At 66.0% G+C, this 16,359-nt stretch carries 15 protein-coding genes; 5 read left to right on the top strand and 10 right to left on the bottom strand.

What is annotated here, in order from left to right; genetic code table 11:
• Positions 1–9 precede the first annotated feature (9 nt).
• Genes WFQ67_RS10485 through WFQ67_RS10465 form a run of 5 tightly spaced genes read right to left on the bottom strand, consistent with a single transcriptional unit; the run spans position 10 to position 4,157 of the window.
• Positions 10–282, bottom strand: a complete 273-nt coding sequence (locus WFQ67_RS10485) for a DUF2160 domain-containing protein (RefSeq protein WP_337056807.1) — start codon at positions 280–282, stop codon at positions 10–12.
• A gap of 9 nt (positions 283–291) precedes the next feature.
• Complete coding sequence (locus WFQ67_RS10480; RefSeq protein ID WP_173178818.1) at positions 292–1,092, bottom strand: carbohydrate ABC transporter permease; 801 nt, start codon at positions 1,090–1,092, stop codon at positions 292–294.
• An 8-nt stretch (positions 1,093–1,100) separates the two neighbouring features.
• Complete coding sequence (locus WFQ67_RS10475; RefSeq protein ID WP_111261315.1) at positions 1,101–1,970, bottom strand: carbohydrate ABC transporter permease; 870 nt, start codon at positions 1,968–1,970, stop codon at positions 1,101–1,103.
• Complete coding sequence (locus WFQ67_RS10470) at positions 1,967–3,064, bottom strand: ABC transporter ATP-binding protein (protein ID WP_337056806.1); 1,098 nt, start codon at positions 3,062–3,064, stop codon at positions 1,967–1,969. The genes WFQ67_RS10475 and WFQ67_RS10470 overlap by 4 nt, the downstream gene beginning before the upstream one ends.
• A gap of 10 nt (positions 3,065–3,074) precedes the next feature.
• The gene (locus tag WFQ67_RS10465; RefSeq protein ID WP_337056805.1) at positions 3,075–4,157 is read right to left on the bottom strand and encodes an ABC transporter ATP-binding protein; all 1,083 of its coding nucleotides are present in this window, start codon (positions 4,155–4,157) and stop codon (positions 3,075–3,077) included.
• A 279-nt stretch (positions 4,158–4,436) separates the two neighbouring features.
• Between WFQ67_RS10465 and WFQ67_RS10460 the strand changes: the two genes are divergently transcribed.
• A complete protein-coding gene (locus WFQ67_RS10460) occupies positions 4,437–6,308 on the top strand; it encodes a sigma-54-dependent Fis family transcriptional regulator (protein ID WP_337056804.1) in 1,872 nt (623 codons plus the stop codon).
• A gap of 2 nt (positions 6,309–6,310) precedes the next feature.
• Here the strand turns inward: WFQ67_RS10460 and bchE are convergent, their stop codons facing one another.
• The 3 genes from bchE to WFQ67_RS10445 form a co-directional block, all read right to left on the bottom strand.
• Positions 6,311–7,840: a magnesium-protoporphyrin IX monomethyl ester anaerobic oxidative cyclase gene (gene bchE / locus WFQ67_RS10455; RefSeq protein ID WP_337056803.1), complete on the bottom strand. Its 1,530-nt coding sequence runs from the start codon at positions 7,838–7,840 to the stop codon at positions 6,311–6,313.
• A 154-nt stretch (positions 7,841–7,994) separates the two neighbouring features.
• Entirely contained in the window at positions 7,995–9,380 is a 1,386-nt protein-coding gene (gene cysS, locus WFQ67_RS10450) for a cysteine--tRNA ligase (protein WP_337056801.1), read from the bottom strand.
• Positions 9,380–11,047, bottom strand: coding sequence for a glutamine--tRNA ligase/YqeY domain fusion protein (locus WFQ67_RS10445; protein ID WP_337056800.1), 1,668 nt, complete (start codon positions 11,045–11,047; stop codon positions 9,380–9,382). The genes cysS and WFQ67_RS10445 overlap by 1 nt, the downstream gene beginning before the upstream one ends.
• Before the next feature lie 121 nt (positions 11,048–11,168).
• Between WFQ67_RS10445 and WFQ67_RS10440 the strand changes: the two genes are divergently transcribed.
• The 3 genes from WFQ67_RS10440 (at position 11,169) to WFQ67_RS10430 (ending at position 13,823) form a co-directional block, all read left to right on the top strand.
• Positions 11,169–11,663: a peptidylprolyl isomerase gene (locus WFQ67_RS10440; RefSeq protein ID WP_021220288.1), complete on the top strand. Its 495-nt coding sequence runs from the start codon at positions 11,169–11,171 to the stop codon at positions 11,661–11,663.
• The gene (gene lpxH / locus WFQ67_RS10435) at positions 11,660–12,382 is read left to right on the top strand and encodes a UDP-2,3-diacylglucosamine diphosphatase (protein ID WP_337056799.1); all 723 of its coding nucleotides are present in this window, start codon (positions 11,660–11,662) and stop codon (positions 12,380–12,382) included. Before WFQ67_RS10440 ends, lpxH begins: the two co-directional genes overlap by 4 nt.
• Positions 12,383–12,485: 103 nt before the next feature.
• Entirely contained in the window at positions 12,486–13,823 is a 1,338-nt protein-coding gene (locus WFQ67_RS10430; RefSeq protein ID WP_337056797.1) for an SPFH domain-containing protein, read from the top strand.
• 57 nt (positions 13,824–13,880) lie between these two features.
• Here the strand turns inward: WFQ67_RS10430 and WFQ67_RS10425 are convergent, their stop codons facing one another.
• Positions 13,881–14,483, bottom strand: coding sequence for a tRNA-(ms[2]io[6]A)-hydroxylase (locus tag WFQ67_RS10425; protein ID WP_173178826.1), 603 nt, complete (start codon positions 14,481–14,483; stop codon positions 13,881–13,883).
• A 216-nt stretch (positions 14,484–14,699) separates the two neighbouring features.
• On the opposite strand from WFQ67_RS10425, the gene WFQ67_RS10420 reads away from it, so the two are divergent.
• Complete coding sequence (locus WFQ67_RS10420) at positions 14,700–15,563, top strand: universal stress protein (RefSeq protein ID WP_337056795.1); 864 nt, start codon at positions 14,700–14,702, stop codon at positions 15,561–15,563.
• Positions 15,564–15,633: 70 nt separating this feature from the next.
• On the opposite strand, the gene WFQ67_RS10415 is transcribed toward WFQ67_RS10420, so the two are convergent.
• On the bottom strand, positions 15,634–16,110 hold the full coding sequence (locus WFQ67_RS10415) for a DUF1289 domain-containing protein (RefSeq protein WP_021220293.1): 477 nt from the start codon (positions 16,108–16,110) through the stop codon (positions 15,634–15,636).
• Between the last annotated feature and the right edge of the window lie 249 nt (positions 16,111–16,359).

Below are 16,359 nucleotides of genomic sequence, written 5' to 3'. Positions count from 1 at the left end.
CGGTCGCAACTAGCCGAAGCGCATCACGACCAACAACCACACGACGGATAGCGCAGACGCTACCCACAGGTTCCAGCTGGTCGCGCCTATCACCAACAGGTGCAGGTAGGCGCTCCCGAGCAGCCCGATGAACAGCCGGTCGCCACGGGTCGTGACGATCGGCAGGAAGCCCTTGCGCTCGACGCAGGGCGAACGCAGCTCCCAGATACCCATCAGCAACAGCACCAGCGCGATGCAGCCGAAGAAGGTCGCGGTGGGCAGGGTCCAGGCCATCCATTCCATAAAATCACCTCATACCCGGCCGAGGGCGAAGCCCTTGGCCACGTGGTTGCGCACGAACCAGATCACCAGCACGCCCGGCAGGATGGTCAGCACCCCCGCCGCCGCCAGCACGCCCCAGTCGATCCCCGATGCGGACACGGTGCGGGTCATCACCGCCACGATCGGCTTGGCGTTCACCGAAGTCAGGGTGCGTGCCAGCAGCAGCTCGACCCAGGAGAACATGAAGCAGAAGAACGCCGTCACGCCGATGCCCGAGCCGATCAGCGGAATGAAGATCTTGGCGAAGAAGCGCGGGAAGCTGTAGCCGTCGATGTAGGCCGTCTCGTCGATCTCCTTCGGCACCCCCGACATGAAGCCCTCGAGGATCCACACCGCCAGCGGCACGTTGAACAGGCAGTGGGCCAGGGCCACGGCGATATGGGTGTCGAACAGGCCGATGGACGAATACAGCTGGAAGAACGGCAGCAGGAACACCGCCGGCGGCGCCATGCGGTTGGTCAGCAGCCAGAAGAACAGGTGCTTGTCCCCCAGGAAGCGGTAGCGCGAGAAGGCGTAGGCCGCCGGCAGCGCCACCGCCAGGGAGATCACCGTGTTCAGGCACACGTAGTAGAGCGAGTTGAGGTAGCCCTCGTACCAGCTCGGGTCGGTGAAGATCACCTGGTAGTTGCGCAGGGTGAACTCGTGGGGCCAGAGCGTCAGGCCGCCGAGTATCTCGGTGTTGCTCTTGAACGACATGTTCAGCAGCCAGTAGATCGGCACCAGCAGGAACAGGATGTAGGCGAGCAGCACCAGGGCTTTGCGTGGCGTCATGGGCGGCCTCAGCTCTTCGAGTCGTCGTGGGTCATGGCCGTGTAGAACAGCCAGGACACCAGCAGGATGATGAGGAAATACACCAGCGAGAACGCCGCCGCCGGCCCCAGGTCGAACTGCCCCACCGCCATCTTGGTCAGCGTCTGGCTGAGGAAGGTGGTGGCGTTGCCCGGCCCGCCGCCGGTGAGCACGAAGGGCTCGGTGTAGATCATGAAGCTGTCCATGAAGCGCAGCATCACGGCGATCAGCAGCACGCTCTTCATCTTCGGCAGCTGGATGTGGCGGAACACCGCCCAGCCCGAGGCGCGGTCGATGCGCGCCGCCTGGTAGTAGGCGTTGGGGATCGCGCGCAGGCCCGAATAGCACAGCAGCGCCACCAGCGAGGTCCAGTGCCACACGTCCATCACCAGCACCGTCACCCAGGCGTCCATGGTGTTGGAGGCGTAGTTGTAGCTGATGCCCAGCTTGCTCAGGGTCCAGCCCAGCAGGCCGATGTCGGCGCGGCCGAATATCTGCCAGATGGTGCCGATCACGTTCCACGGGATCAGCAGCGGGATGGCCATCACGATCAGGCTGGCCGAGGCCCAGCGCCCCCGGGTCGGCATGCACAGGGCGATGCCGATGCCCAGCGGGATCTCGATCAGCAGCACGCAGGCGGAGAAGATGAACTGGCGCAGCAGCGAGTCGTGCAGGCGCGGGTCCTGCAGCACCTGCTTGTACCACTCGGTGCCGACGAAGGTGCGGGTGGAGGCATCGAAGATGTCCTGCACCGAATAGTTCACCACCGTCATCATCGGCAGGATGGCGCTGAAGGCCACCAGCAGGAACACCGGCAGCACCAGCCACCAGGCCTTGTTGTTGATCACCTTGTCGGTCATGGCGCCACCTCCACCAGCAAGTCATCGGCGTAGAGCATCAGCCACTGCGAGGGGAAGCCGATCCACGCCGTCCCGCGCGGCACGGCCTGGTCCTCCTGCATGCGCGCCTTGAGCCGCTGCCCATCCAGGTTCAGGGTGAGGATCTTGTAGGTGCCCAGGTCCTCCACGTGCGTCACCTCGCCTGCCAGGGCATCGACGAAGGGCTCGTCGCTGACGTGCACGAACTCCGGGCGGATGCCCAGCTTCAGGCTGCTCCAGCCCCCCTTGGCCAGGTACGCCGCCATGGCCGGGGCCAGGGGCACGCGGGTGGCGCCGAAGACCAGCGCCTCACCCTCCGGGCGCACCTCGATCAGGTTCATCCCCGGGCTGCCGATGAAGAAGCCGACGAAGGTGTGCAGCGGCCGCTCGAACAGCTCGCGCGGGGTGCCGAACTGGACGATGCGCCCCTCGTACATGACCGCGATCTTGTCGGCGAAGGTCGAGGCCTCCAGCTGGTCGTGGGTCACGTAGATCATGGTGATGTTGAACTGCTCGTGGATCTGCTTGAGCTTGCGCCGCAGCTTCCACTTCAGGTGCGGGTCGATCACCGTCAGCGGCTCGTCGAAGAGGATCGCCGACACGTCGTCGCGCACCAGCCCCCGCCCCATCGAGACCTTCTGCTTCTCGTCCGCCGTCAGGTTGCGCGCCTTGCGCTTGAGCAGGTGGTGCAGGTCGAGCACCTCGGCGATCTCGCTGACCTTGCTCAGCACCCGCGACTCGGGCAGGCCCTGGTTGCGCAGCGGGAAGGCCAGGTTGTCGAACACCGTCATGGTGTCGTAGACCACCGGGAACTGGAAAACCTGGGCGATGTTGCGCGCCTCCGGCGGCAGCAGGTTGACCTCGCGGGTGTCGAACAGCACCTGCCCTTCGGAGGGGCTGAGCAGCCCGGAGATGATGTTCAGCAGGGTCGACTTGCCGCAGCCCGAAGGCCCCAGCAGCGCATAGGCGCCGCCCTGCTCCCAGACGTGGTCCATCGCCAGGATGGCGTAGTCCTCCGGCCCCTTCGGCTGGCTGGCGTAACTGTGGGCGAGGCTCTGCAGGCGTATCTCGGCCATGGGCGGCTCCTCAGGTACGACGGCTCGGCGCCAGAACCAGGCGGTCCTGGGCGTCGAAGACGAAGAGTTTGTGGGTGGGGATATAGATGCGGATCGGCGCATCCACGTCGTACTCGTGCACGCCCTGCAGGTGCAGGACCAGGGCGAAATGCTCGCTGCGCACATGGAGGAAGGTCTCGGAGCCGCTGATCTCGGCCAGCTCCACCTTCACCGCCAGTTCCAGGTCGTCGTCGTTGGACGGCACCAGACCGATGTGGCCGGGGCGCACGCCGAAGCGGTAGGCGCCCTCGCCCAGCTCGCGCAGCTCGGTGGTCAGGGGGAAGTGCACGAAGTCGCGGAAGCTCACCTCGCCCTCGCTGATGCGCCCGTCCACCAGGTTGATCGGCGGCTCGGAGAACAGCTCGGCGGCCAGCACCTGCTGCGGCCGCTGGTAGACCTCGGTGGTCGGCCCGCTCTGGATCACCCGCCCCTCGTGGAGGATGGTCGCGGTGCCGCCCAGGGCCAAGGCCTCGTTGGGCTCGGTGGTGGCGTACACGGCGATGCTGCGGCGGGTGCGGAACAGCTCGCGCATCTCCTGGCGCAGCTCCTCGCGCAGCTTGTAGTCGAGGTTCACCAGGGGCTCGTCGAACAGCACCAGGTCGGCATCCTTGACCAGCGCCCGGGCCATGGCCGTGCGCTGCTGCTGGCCGCCGGAAAGCTCCAGCGGATGGCGCTGCAGGAACTTGTCGATGCGCAGCATCTGCGCCGTCTCGCGCACCTTGCGCTCGATCTCCTCGCGGCCCACGCCGTTCTGCCGCAACGGCGAGGCGATGTTCTCGAACACCGTGAGGTTGGGGTAGTTGATGAACTGCTGGTAGACCATCGACACGTTGCGGCGGCGCACCGGCACACCGGTCACGTCGACGCCGTTGAGCAGGATGCGCCCGCTGCTGGGCTTGTCCAGCCCGGCCATCAGGCGCATCAGCGACGTCTTGCCGGCCAGGGTGCGGCCGACCAGCACGTTGAAGGAGCCCGGCTCGAAGCTCAGGCAGGCGTCGTCGATGTAGACCTGGTGGTCGACGACGCGGCAGACATGCTCCAGCGTTAACGACATGGCGTGTCCTTGTGGTTGTTCTCAGCCATTGGCGGCCATGGGCCGCGCTACCACAAGGCGACATCCGTGCCAGGACACGATAATCCACTTCAACCCGTTGATTCATAAGAACTTGAAGAGGAAAAAGTGCTTCGAAGGAATGTTCACTTGAACAGAATTGAACATTCGAATGTGAACAACTGAACATCTCGGGCGTTGACTTTGAACAGTCATGAACAACACTGCTCGGATCGCCGCAGAGCGAATGCCCCATAACAACAAGAACGCTGCGAGGCTCACATGGCCACTCCTGCCCAGGCGCCCACCCCGGCGCCGAACCACGATGCGATCGTCCGCGACTCGTGGAACCGCTGCCGCGACTTCGGCCTTACCCACCAGAGCCGGCCGAGCTTCGGCGAAGCCGCTGCGGGCGACGTCTCGGCGTTGCTGGAAAGCCAGCACTTCCTGGTGCAGACCACCCACCAGGAGGTCCTGCCCTACTACGAGAACATCCTCGCCAACTCCAACTGCCTGATCATGCTCGCCGACAGCCGCGGCCAGTTGTTGCAATCCTGGGGCGACCGCCGCTTCGTCGAACCGTCCCAGGCCGCCGGCTTCGTCGCCGGCGCCCTCTGGCAGGAGCGCACCACCGGCACCAACGCCATCGGCACCGCGCTGGCCTGCGGCCAGGCCGTGCACATCCAGCGCGACGAGCACTTCCTCAAGGCCAACCGCTTCATGACCGGTTCCGCCTCGCCGATCTTCGACGCCACGCGGCAGATGATCGGCGTGCTCGACGTCTCCAGCGACAGCTACCTGCCGCCCTCGCACACCCTGGGCATGGTCAAGATGATGAGCCAGTCGGTGGAGAACCGGCTGATCCTGGGGCGCTTCAAGGACGACTACTTCCAGCTCAGCTTCAACACCAGCCTGGACAACCTCGACAGCCAGTGGGCCGGCCTGCTGGTGTTCGACGAGGCCGGCCAGGTGGTCTCGGCCAACCGGCGCGCCGACTCGCTGCTGGGCATCGGCCTGTCGTGGATGAACATCGAGAGCCTGTTCGACCTCAGCCTGCCGCAGCTGCTGGCGCAACCGGACAACCTGCCCTTCCCGCTACGCGCCGCCGGCCGCTACCGTTTCCATGGCCGCCTGTTGCGCCCGCGCAAGCCGCGCATCGAACCCCGCGATTTCCGCCCCGCTCCGGCCGCGCCGGGCGAAGCGCCACGTGGCGAACTGACCCTCGGCATCCTCAGCCTCGGCGACGCCCGCGTCGACCGTGTGGTGCAGCAGGCACGCCGGCTGCTGGAAAAGGACATTCCCATCCTCATCCAGGGCGAAACGGGCGTCGGCAAGGAGGTGTTCGTCAAGGCCCTGCACCAGGCCAGCTCCCGCGCCGGCAAGCCACTGGTGGCGGTGAACTGCGCGGCCATCCCGGCCGAACTGGTGGAGTCGGAGCTGTTCGGTTACGAAAAGGGCGCCTTCACCGGAGCCAACCAGAAGGGCAGCGTCGGCCTGATCCGCAAGGCCGACAAGGGCACCCTATTCCTCGACGAGATCGGCGACATGCCCCTCAACGTGCAGGCGCGCCTGCTGCGGGTGCTGCAGGAACGCAGCGTGCAGCCGCTCGGTGGCGGCGAGCCCTACCCGGTGGACATCCGCCTGGTGTCGGCCACCAACCGCCCACTGCGCCAGGACGTGGACGCCGGGCTGTTCCGCCGGGACCTCTACTACCGCGTCAGCGGCCTCAACCTCGAACTGCCGCCCCTGCGCGAACGCAGCGACCGTGGCGAACTGTTCCGCCGCCTCTGGGAACAGCACCGCGAGCCGCGCCAGTGGGCCGGCTTCAGCAGCGACGTGCTGGAACTGTTCATGGCCCACCCCTGGCCCGGCAACCTGCGCCAGGCCGGCAGCGTGATCCAGATCGCCCTGGCCATGGCAGAGGAACACCCCATCCGCCGCGAGCACCTGCCGGATGACTTCTTCGCCGATCTGCCAGACGCCCCGCCGCCCAACCCCGGCGCCACGCCAGCGCAACCAACGGACGAAAGCCTCGCCGCCCAGCTCCAGGCCTGCGGCGGCAACATCTCCGACCTCGCCCGGCGCCTCAACCTCAGCCGCAACACCCTGTACAAGCGCCTGCGGGAGCAGGGCCTGTATCGCAGTGGCGATTAACCTCACCCCCGCGCGATCACCTCCACGGCTGGCCTGCCCTTGCGCTTGTCCAGCAGGTACTCGCGCCCCGCCAGGGAGGCGCCGAGGAATTCCCGGAGCGTCGGTCCCCTCTTCAACAGCCGGGTGGCGAAGAGGAACTCCGCCACCTCGTGGAACCAAACCCGCCGGCCGATGCGGGTGTACCAGCGCATGGCATGACGGAAGTCGGCATCGGGATGGAACAACAGCCGGGCAAGCGCCCGGGGGCGGGCCTGCATGCAGAGTTCGATGGCCTTGAACCAGAGGAACACCCGCCAGGCCGGCACGCGCTGCACCGCCAGCACCTGGTGCTTGTAGTCCCAGCGGCGGGTGTCGGGCTGGATCACCCGGCGCTGTTCAACCGTTTCGTAGAAGGGCGTCCAGCGGTGCGGGGTGACGTAGAGCAGCTGGATCTGGTCCGGGTCGTAGCGCAGCAAGTGGCGCAGGGAGCGCCAGTAGTCGGCATCGATTTCTTCCTGGAAGCCGATCACGTAGGTGGCCATGGAGACGATGCCGTGCTGGCGCAACAGGCGGATCGCCTCCTGGTCCTCGCGAGTCGTACCGCCCTTGCGAATCGCCTCCAGGGTGCCTTCGTCATAGCTCTCGATGCCCAGCAGGAAGCGGATAACCCCGGCCTTGCGGTAAAGGTGGAGGATATCGGCATCGCGGACGATATCCCCGGCACGGGTGGAGCCCACCAGCAGCAGCGGCACATCTTCGGCGATCAGGGCTTCGAGGAAGGCCTTCCACATCTTGCGCGAGCCGGTGGGCAATTCGTCGGCGAAGTTGATCAACTCCACGCCCTGCTCCCGGTGCAGACGTGCCAGCTCCCGGGCCAGGCGCACCGGGTCGCGGTGCCGCCAGCGGGTCCAGAACCCACGCTGACCGCAGTAGCTGCACAGGTAGGGACACCCCCGGGAGAACTGCACCACCACTGCCCGCTTGCCGCCCCAGTAGGCGTAGTCGGCGTGGTCGATCAGCTCCCAGCCCACACGGTGGTCGTCGAGGTTGCGCAGCATGGCGGCAGCGGGCGTGGCGTAGGGCTCGCCCAGGTAGCGCAGGGCGATGCCGTGGACGTCCAGCGGCGAGCGCCCTTGCGCCAGCGCCTGCACCAGCGAGAGGGCGGTCCGCTCGCCCTCCCCGCGCACGATGAAGTCGACTTCCGCCACCTCCTGGAGGATCTCGTCCCAGTGGTAGCTGGGGTGCACGCCGCCGTAGACGATGACCAGCCCGGGCAGCACGACCTTGAGGGCGCGGCAGATGTCCACCACCGTCGGGTGCGCCGAACTGGAACCGGAGTGCCCGAGCATCACCACATCCGGCGCCGTCGCCTGGATGCGCGCCACGATCTGCGTGACGCTCAGCGCCTCGCGGTCAGCGTCCAGCAGCGAGACGTGGAAGCCCGCATCCAGCAGCGGCCCGCCGACGGTGAGCAGGCCCAGGGGCGGCAGGTGCTCCCGGGGCATGCGACTGCCGATGGCGGTGTGGGGCGGGTTGATCAGGGTGATGTCCACGGCGACGTCCTTTTCCTCGGGGCGGGACGCCTTTATGCACGTGCGCCGTGCTGGCTGCGTGGACCGTAGATGGAGTTGCCGTGGAGTTTCGATGAAGGTTCCGGCGCCCAAGAAAAAGGCCGCTCGGAAGCGACCTCGTTCATGACGCGCATGACTACTCGGCGAGGCGCCAGGTGGTGCCGCCCTTGCCGTCTTCCAGCACCACGCCCAGGGCGGTGATCTGGTCGCGGATGCGGTCGGACTCGGCCCAGTTCTTCTCGGCGCGCGCCTGCAGGCGGGCCTGGATCAGGGCTTCGACCTCGGCGGCGTCGACCTTGCCGGTGGCGCCGGCCTGGAGGAAGGCGTCCGGGTCCAGCTGGAGCAGGCCGAGCAGGCCGCCCAGCGCCTTGAGACGGGCTGCCAGGGCCGCAGCGGCAGCCATGTCGGTGTCGCGCAGGCGGTTGACCTCGCGAGCCATGTCGAACAGCACGGCGACGGCTTCGGGGGTGTTGAAGTCGTCATCCATGGAGGCATTGAAGCGCTCGACGAAGGCTTCGCCCTCGGCGGCGGGCGCCTTGGGCAGGCAGCGCAAGGCGGTGTAGAAGCGCTCCAGGGCGCCCTTGGCTTCCTTGAGGTTGTCTTCGGAATAGTTGATCGGGCTGCGGTAGTGGCTGGAGACCAGCAGGTAGCGCACCACCTCGGGGTGGTACTTCTCCAGCACCTCGCGGATGGTGAAGAAGTTGCCCAGGGACTTGGACATCTTCTCGCCATCCACGCGCACCGCGCCGGCATGCATCCAGGCCTTGGCGTAGAGCTTGCCGGTGGCCGCCTCGCTCTGGGCGATCTCGTTCTCGTGGTGGGGGAACACCAGGTCCGGGCCGCCGCCGTGGATGTCGAAGGTCTCGCCCAGGCAGCAGGTGGACATCACCGAGCACTCGATATGCCAGCCGGGGCGACCGGGGCCCCAGGGGGATTCCCAGCTCGGCTCGCCGGGCTTGGCGCCCTTCCACAGCACGAAGTCCAGCGGGTCTTCCTTGGATTCGTCGACCTCGATGCGCGCGCCGATCTTCAGCTCGTCGATGCGGCGACGGGACAGCTTGCCGTAGCCCTCGAACCTGCCGACACGGTAGTAGACGTCGCCGTTGCCGGGGGCGTAGGCGAAGCCCTTGTCGATCAGGGTCTGGATCATCTGGTGCATGCCGGCGATGTGGCCGGTGGCGCGGGGCTCGATGTCCGGGCGCAGCACGGCGAGGCGCGCCTCGTCCTCGTGCATGGCGGCGATCATGCGCTCGACCAGGGCTTCGAACGGCTCGCCGTTCTCCTGGGCGCGACGGATGATCTTGTCGTCGATGTCGGTGATGTTGCGCACGTAGGTCACGTCATAGCCGCGCTCGCGCAGCCAGCGGGTGACCACGTCGAAGGCGACCATCACGCGGGCGTGGCCGATGTGGCAGAAGTCGTACACGGTCATGCCGCACACGTACATGCGCACGCTGTTGCCTTCCAGCGGCTGGAAGGCTTCCTTGACCTTGGTGAGGGTGTTGTAGATCGACAGCGCCATCATTGCCCCCAGGAATCACGCAGGGTGACGGTGCGGTTGAACACCGGCTTGCCGGGCTGCGAGTCCTTGATGTCGGCGACGAAGTAGCCTTCGCGCTCGAACTGGAAACGCTCCTCGGGCTGCGCATTGGCCAGGGACGGCTCGGCGCGGCAGCCGGTGAGCACCACCAGCGACTCGGGGTTGATGTTGTCGAGGAAGCTGCCGCCCTCCTCCGATTTCTCCGGGTTCGGCGAACGGAACAGGCGATCGTACAGGCGCACTTCGCACTCGACGCTGGCCTCGGCCGGCACCCAGTGGATCACGCCCTTGACCTTGCGGCCTTCGGGATTCTTGCCAAGGGTGTTCTCGTCATAGGAGCAGCGCAGCTCGACGACCTTGCCGTCGGCGTCCTTGATGGCTTCGTCGGCGCGGATCACGTAGCTGCCGCGCAGGCGTACTTCACCACCCGGGACCAGGCGCTTGAAGCCGGCAGGCGGGACTTCCTCGAAGTCGCTGGCATCGATGTAGATCTCGCGGGCGAAGGGCAGCGCGCGTACACCGAGGTCTTCCTTAGGGTGGCGCGGCAGTTCGAGGTTCTCGACCTGGCCTTCCGGGTAGTTGGTGATGACCACCTTGAGCGGCTTGAGCACGCACATGGCGCGGGATGCGGTGGCGTCCAGGTGGTCACGGATGCTGAACTCCAGCATGCCGATGTCCACCACGCCGCTGGCACGGTTGACGCCGACCATTTCGCAGAAGTTGCGGATCGATTCCGGGGTGTAGCCGCGACGACGGTAGCCGGAGAGCGTCGACATGCGCGGGTCGTCCCAGCCGCTGACGTGCCCTTCGTCCACCAGTTGCTTGAGCTTGCGCTTGCTGGTGATGGTGTAGTTCAGGTTCAGGCGCGAGAACTCGTACTGGCGGGGCTGCGCCGGCACCGGCAGGTTGGCCAGGAACCATTCGTAGAGCGGGCGATGGTCCTCGAACTCCAGGGTGCAGATGGAGTGGGTGATGCCCTCGATGGCGTCCGACTGGCCATGGGTGAAGTCGTAGCTGGGGTAGATGCACCACTTGTCGCCGGTCTGGTGGTGATGGGCGTGGCGGATGCGGTAGAGGATCGGGTCGCGCAGGTTGATGTTCGGCGAGGCCATGTCGATCTTGGCGCGCAGGGAGCGGGCGCCGTCCGGGAACTCGCCGGCCTTCATGCGGGCGAACAGGTCCAGGTTCTCCTCGACGGAGCGCTCGCGGAACGGGCTGTTCCTGCCCGGCTCGTGCAGACTACCGCGGTACTCGCGCATTTCCTCGGGGGTGAGGTCGCAGACGAAGGCCTTGCCGGCCTTGATCAGCTCGATGGCCCAGGCGTGCAGCTGGTCGAAATAGTTGGAGGCGTAGCGCACCTCGCCGGACCACTGGAAGCCCAGCCATTTCACGTCGCTCTCGATGGCGTCGATGTACTCCTGGTCTTCCTTGGCCGGGTTGGTGTCGTCGAAGCGCAGGTGGCAGTCGCCGCCGAATTCCTGGGCCAGGCCGAAGTTCAGGCAGATCGACTTGGCGTGGCCGATGTGCAGGTAGCCATTGGGCTCCGGCGGGAAGCGGGTGACGATCTTGGCGTGCTTGCCGGCATCCAGGTCACCCTGGACGATCGGGCGGAGGAAGTTCGCGGCGGCGGGAGTCTCTGGCTTGCTCATGGGATCCTTAGGTCTACGGGTGCGCGGCACAGGGTAGGCCGGTCAAATCAAAGCGCTTATCATAGCCGAAGCTGTCAACCCCCTGACAGGCCTTCGAATTCTCGACCGAGCGGATACCGAAATGATCAAGCTGCACACCAACCATGGCGTCATCACCCTGGAACTCTTCGAAGACAAAGCCCCGGAAACCGTGGCCAACTTCAAGGAGTACGTGAAGGCCGGCCACTACGACGGCACCGTCTTCCACCGCGTGATCTCCAACTTCATGATCCAGGGCGGCGGCTTCGAACCGGGCATGAAGCAGAAGACCACCCGCGCCCCCATCAAGAACGAGGCCAACAACGGCCTGTCGAACAAGGTCGGCACCGTCGCCATGGCCCGCACCATGGAGCCGCACTCCGCCTCCGCGCAGTTCTTCATCAACGTCGCCGACAACAGCTTCCTCAACCACAGCGCGCCGACCGTGCAGGGCTGGGGCTACGCCGTGTTCGGCGAAGTGACCGAAGGCATGGACGTGGTCAACAAGATCAAGGGCGTGGCCACCACCATGAAGTCCGGCCACCAGGACGTACCGGTCGAGGACGTGATCATCGAGAAGGCCGAGATCGTCGAGTGATCCTGCTGATCTCCGATCTGCATCTGGAAGAAGAACGCCCGGACATCACCCGGGCGTTTCTTCGTTTCCTGCAGACCCGCGCCAGCCAGGCCGAAGCGCTCTACATCCTCGGCGACTTCTTCGAGGCCTGGATCGGCGACGACGCCATGACCCCCTACCAGCGCACCATCGCCCAGGCCCTGCGCCAGGTGGCCGATGGCGGCACGCGCATCTTCCTGATGCACGGCAACCGCGACTTCATGATCGGCACGCGCTTCTGTCGCGAGGCAGGTTGCACCCTGCTGGCGGACCCGAGCCGCGTCGTGCTCGCCGGCCACCCCGTGGTGCTGATGCACGGCGACAGCCTGTGCACACGCGACGAGGCCTACATGCGCATGCGGCGCATCCTGCGCAACCCCGTCGTGCTCTGGATACTGCGCCACCTGCCGCTCGCCACCCGCCACAAGCTGGCGCGCAAGCTGCGCAGCGAGAGCCGCATGCAGACCCGGCAGAAGGCGGCGGAGATCACCGACGTCACCGCGGAAGAAATCCCGCGCCTGCTGGCCGAACAGGGCGTACCGACCCTGATCCACGGCCATACCCACCGCCCCGCCGTGCACGAGCTGCAGGTCGGCGGCCTGCCCGCCCAGCGCATCGTCCTGGGCGACTGGGATCGCCAGGGCTGGGCCCTGGAAGTCGACGAACAGGGCTTCCGCCAGGCACCGTTCGCCCTCGACTGAGCCGCGCAACGCGAACTCCTCCGCAGGCCGCGCCGGCTCTCCTTGACTGGATGGCACGCGGCCAGCAGCATCGGCGCACCCTGAGTCCCGTCAAGGAGCGACCATGCCGTTCAGCGATTCCCCCTATATCAAGTACCTGGTCGGCGCCGTCGTCGGCACGGCCGCCGCCTTCGTGCTGTTCAACGGCATCTTCTTCTACAACGAAGCCGGTTTCGCCACCCACGTGCGCACCATCTTCGGCGAAGAGAAGGTGGTGGACGACGTCGGCTACGCCACCAAGTGGTTCGGTCGCGCCACCCCCTGGAAGAAGGCCCTGAGCGTGCAATCGGTGCTCACCGAAGCGCTCAACCAGATCGACGACAACAGCGACAACGACTCCCTCGGCGCCACCATCGAAGCCTTCCCCATCGTCTTCCTCGGCAACGTCGACGCCAAGGTCGAGTCCTCCGCACGCTTCCGCCTGCCCAGCGGCGAGCAGTTCCTCAAGATCGCCCAGGAATACCGCAACCCGGAGAACTTCATCCGGACCGCGCTGGTGCCGGCGATCAAGGAAACACTGCAGGCCACCGCCTCGCTGATGACCGCCGACGACTTCTACGCCGGCGCCCGCAGCGAATTCGCCGCCGAGTTCGAGAACCAGCTCAACGACGGCCTCTACCTGATCAAGCGCAAGGAAGTGCGCGGCCCGCGCGGCCATGTACCGCAGCAGACCGCCATCCTCCAGGCCGGTACCGAGCAGGGCACCTTCGGCGACAACAACGCCAGCCAGTTCGTCACCGAGAAGGTGATCGACGCCAAGGGCATGCCGGTGCGCAAGCAGCAGCAGTTCCGCAAGTACGGCGTCGAAGTGGTCGAGGCCCGCATCACCAACGTCGACCCCAACCCGCAGTACAAGCAGCGCATGGTCAAGGTGCAGCAGGCCCTGGCCGAGCTGGCCGTGGCCCGGCAGAACCGCCTGAAGGAAGAGGAAGAGAAGCTGCTGGTCACCGCCCGCGGCGAGAAGGAAGTGGAAGCCCGCCGCCAGGAAACCCTGCGCGACCAGATCGAGCGCACCACCCAGGCCGAGACCGAGAAGCAATTGGCGCGCATCAACGCCGAACGCGAGAAGGGTCGCGCCGAGATCGAGAAGCAGACCGCCGAGCTGCTACGTGACAAGGCCAGCATCACCGCCCAGGCCACCAAGATCACCGCCGACGCCGAGGCCTATGCCCGCGAAGCGGTGATCAAGGCGGACGGCGCGCTGCAGCCCAAGCTCGACGCGCTGATCGCCATCAACAAGGTCTGGGCCGAGGCCGCCGCCCAGGCGCCGGTCCCCAGCGTGATGATGGGTGCCGGGCAGAACGGCGCCAGCAGTCGCCAGGACGAGATCGGCCAGTTGATGGGCGTGCTCGCCACCAAGGCCGCCCGCGACCTGGCACTGGACCTGAAAGTGAAGGACTGAGCCCTCCCCGGCTACAAAAAAAGCGCCCCTCGGGGCGCTTTTCAGTTCCGGCCGGACTCAGGCCGGCACACCGCTGTGGAAGCGGAACGCCTCGTCCGGGCTCTCGATCAGCTCACGCTCCACCGCCCTCACCTTCTCGATCACCGCATCCACGTCCGCCGCCTCGCCGTACTGGTAGGCCAGCTTCAGGTAGCCCTGGTAGTGGCGCGCCTCGCTTTTCAGCAGGCCGAAGTAGAACTTGCCCAGCTCTTCGTCCAGATGCGGCACCAGCGCTTCGAAACGCTCGCAGGAGCGCGCCTCGATGAAAGCCCCCACCACCAGGGTGTCCACCAGCTTGGCCGGCTCGTGGTTGCGCACCACCTTGCGCAGGCCGGAGGCGTAGCGCGCGGCGGATACCGCGCGCAGCGGCACGCGACGCTTCTTCATGATGCGCAGGACCTGTTCGTGGTGGACCAGCTCCTCACGGGCCAGGCGCGACATGAAATTGATCAGGTCCAGGTGCAGGCTGTACTTGGCCATCAACGCCATGGCCGTCGCGGCAGCCTTGAACTCGTTGTTCTTGTGATCGATCAGCAGGGTTTCCTGGTCCGCCAGCGCGGCATCCACCCAGGCCGAGGGCGTGCGGCAGCCGAGGAAGTCATGGATTTCCGGGAGGTTCATGGACGTGGCACTCCCTGGCGGGCGATGACGGGGGAAAACGGAACGGCGGGAATGGCGGATGCGGGCATGGCGATCTGGTCGGGCGGGCGTTGGCGGAGCATTATACGGGGGCTGCAGGGCGCAGCCAGCGTGATGCACTGATATATGTCAAGAACACCGGGCGCCCAGGGCAGCTACAGTGGATCCAGCTATATGTCTTCCAGGGAGAGCACGACCATGCAAGCCATCCGCAGCATCCTCGTGGTAGTTGATCCGAACCACCCCGAAGGCCTGGCGCTCAAGCGCGCCAAGCTCATCGCCGGGGTGACTCAATCGCACCTGCACCTGCTGGTCTGCGACCGCAAGGCGGACCACGCCGCCTACCTTGCCGACCTGTCCGGCTCGCTCGCCAGCGAAGGCTACAGCGTCACCACCCAGCAGGCCTGGAACGAGAACCTGCACCAGACCGTCATCGCCGTGCAGCAGGCCGAGGGCTGTGGCCTGGTGATCAAGCAGCATGTGCCGGACAACCCGCTCAAGCGCTTCCTGCTCACCCCGGACGACTGGAAACTGCTGCGCTACTGCCCCGGCCCGGTGCTGATGGTCAAGACCGACACCCCCTGGACCAACGGCGTCATCCTGGCGGCGGTGGACGTCGGCAACAGCGATGGCGAGCACCGCACCCTGCACGCCAGCATCATCAGCCACGGCTACGACATCGCCGGGCTGGCCAAGGGCACCCTGCACGTGATCAGCGCCCACCCCTCGCCGATGCTGTCCGCGGCGGACCCGACCTTCCAGCTCAAGGAAAGCATCGAGGCGCGCTACCGCGCCGAATGCCGAGCCTTCCAGGAGGAGTTCGACATCAGCGACGAGCGCCTGCATGTGGAGGAAGGGCCGGCCGACGTACTCATCCCCCATGTCGCCCAGAAGCTCAAGGCGGCGGTTACGGTGATCGGCACGGTCGCCCGTACCGGCATCTCCGGTGCCCTGATCGGCAACACCGCCGAGGTGGTGCTGGACTCCTTGGAAAGCGATGTGCTGGTGCTCAAGCCGGACGAAATCATCGCCCACCTGGAGGAACTGGTCGCCCAACGCTGACGCCCGAACGAAAAAGCCGCCCCGATGGGCGGCTTTTCCATGCCTGGCGTACCGCCGACTATGGGATGCGCTAGACGCGGATCTCCATCCCCTCCAGCAGGAAACGCGGCGCGATATAGCGCTCGTAATGGGCTTCCGACAGAAGGAAGAACTCCCGATCGATGGCCTCGCGCAGCTCCGGCAAGGCCCAGCCGCGGAACTCCGGCAACAGCGCCACGCCATAGGCATCGAGGCGGTTGATCATGCGCGAGCCGCGGGCGATCAACTGGTAGGCCCAGCAATAGGGCGACTGCTCGGGAACGAAGCGGACCTGGCGCTGCTCGAGCTGCATTCGCAGGCGATCTTCGTCGAAAACCTCGAGCTTGGCGGTCATCACCTGCACCAGGAGGATTTCCAGGCGTCGCCAGACCGCCCGCTTTTCCTCCTCGTTGTAGAGGTTCCAGTTCACCACTTCATGGTGGAAGCGCTTGCAGCCACGGCATACGAGATCCCCGTAAACGGTGGAGCAGAGGCCGACGCAAGGCGTCTTGATGCGCTGATTGGACATGGCGGGAAGGTCTGGAAAAGCAGGAACAGGGCGGCATCTTAGCCCTTTGTCTAAGCAGGGTCACCCCAAGAAACCCGGGGCTTTTGTCTTAACTTCGGCTCAGCTTTCCTTTAGAATCGGCCCGCCATTTTAGGCGCCAATGTCCGTTGGAAGCTGTTTTCAAAGCGTCACGAGCACAGTCCACCCGGCAGGAAATCTTGGCGCTGGGCACTCCCCGGCGAGTGTCCAACGCCAGCCCTCATCAGGCCT

It is taken from the genome of Pseudomonas sp. USHLN015 (assembly GCF_037153275.1).
In the GTDB taxonomy this organism is placed as follows: Bacteria; Pseudomonadota; Gammaproteobacteria; order Pseudomonadales; family Pseudomonadaceae; genus Metapseudomonas; species Metapseudomonas tohonis.
The sequence above is the reverse complement of the archived record's forward strand: the minus strand, read 5'-3'. Positions and strand labels throughout refer to the sequence as shown.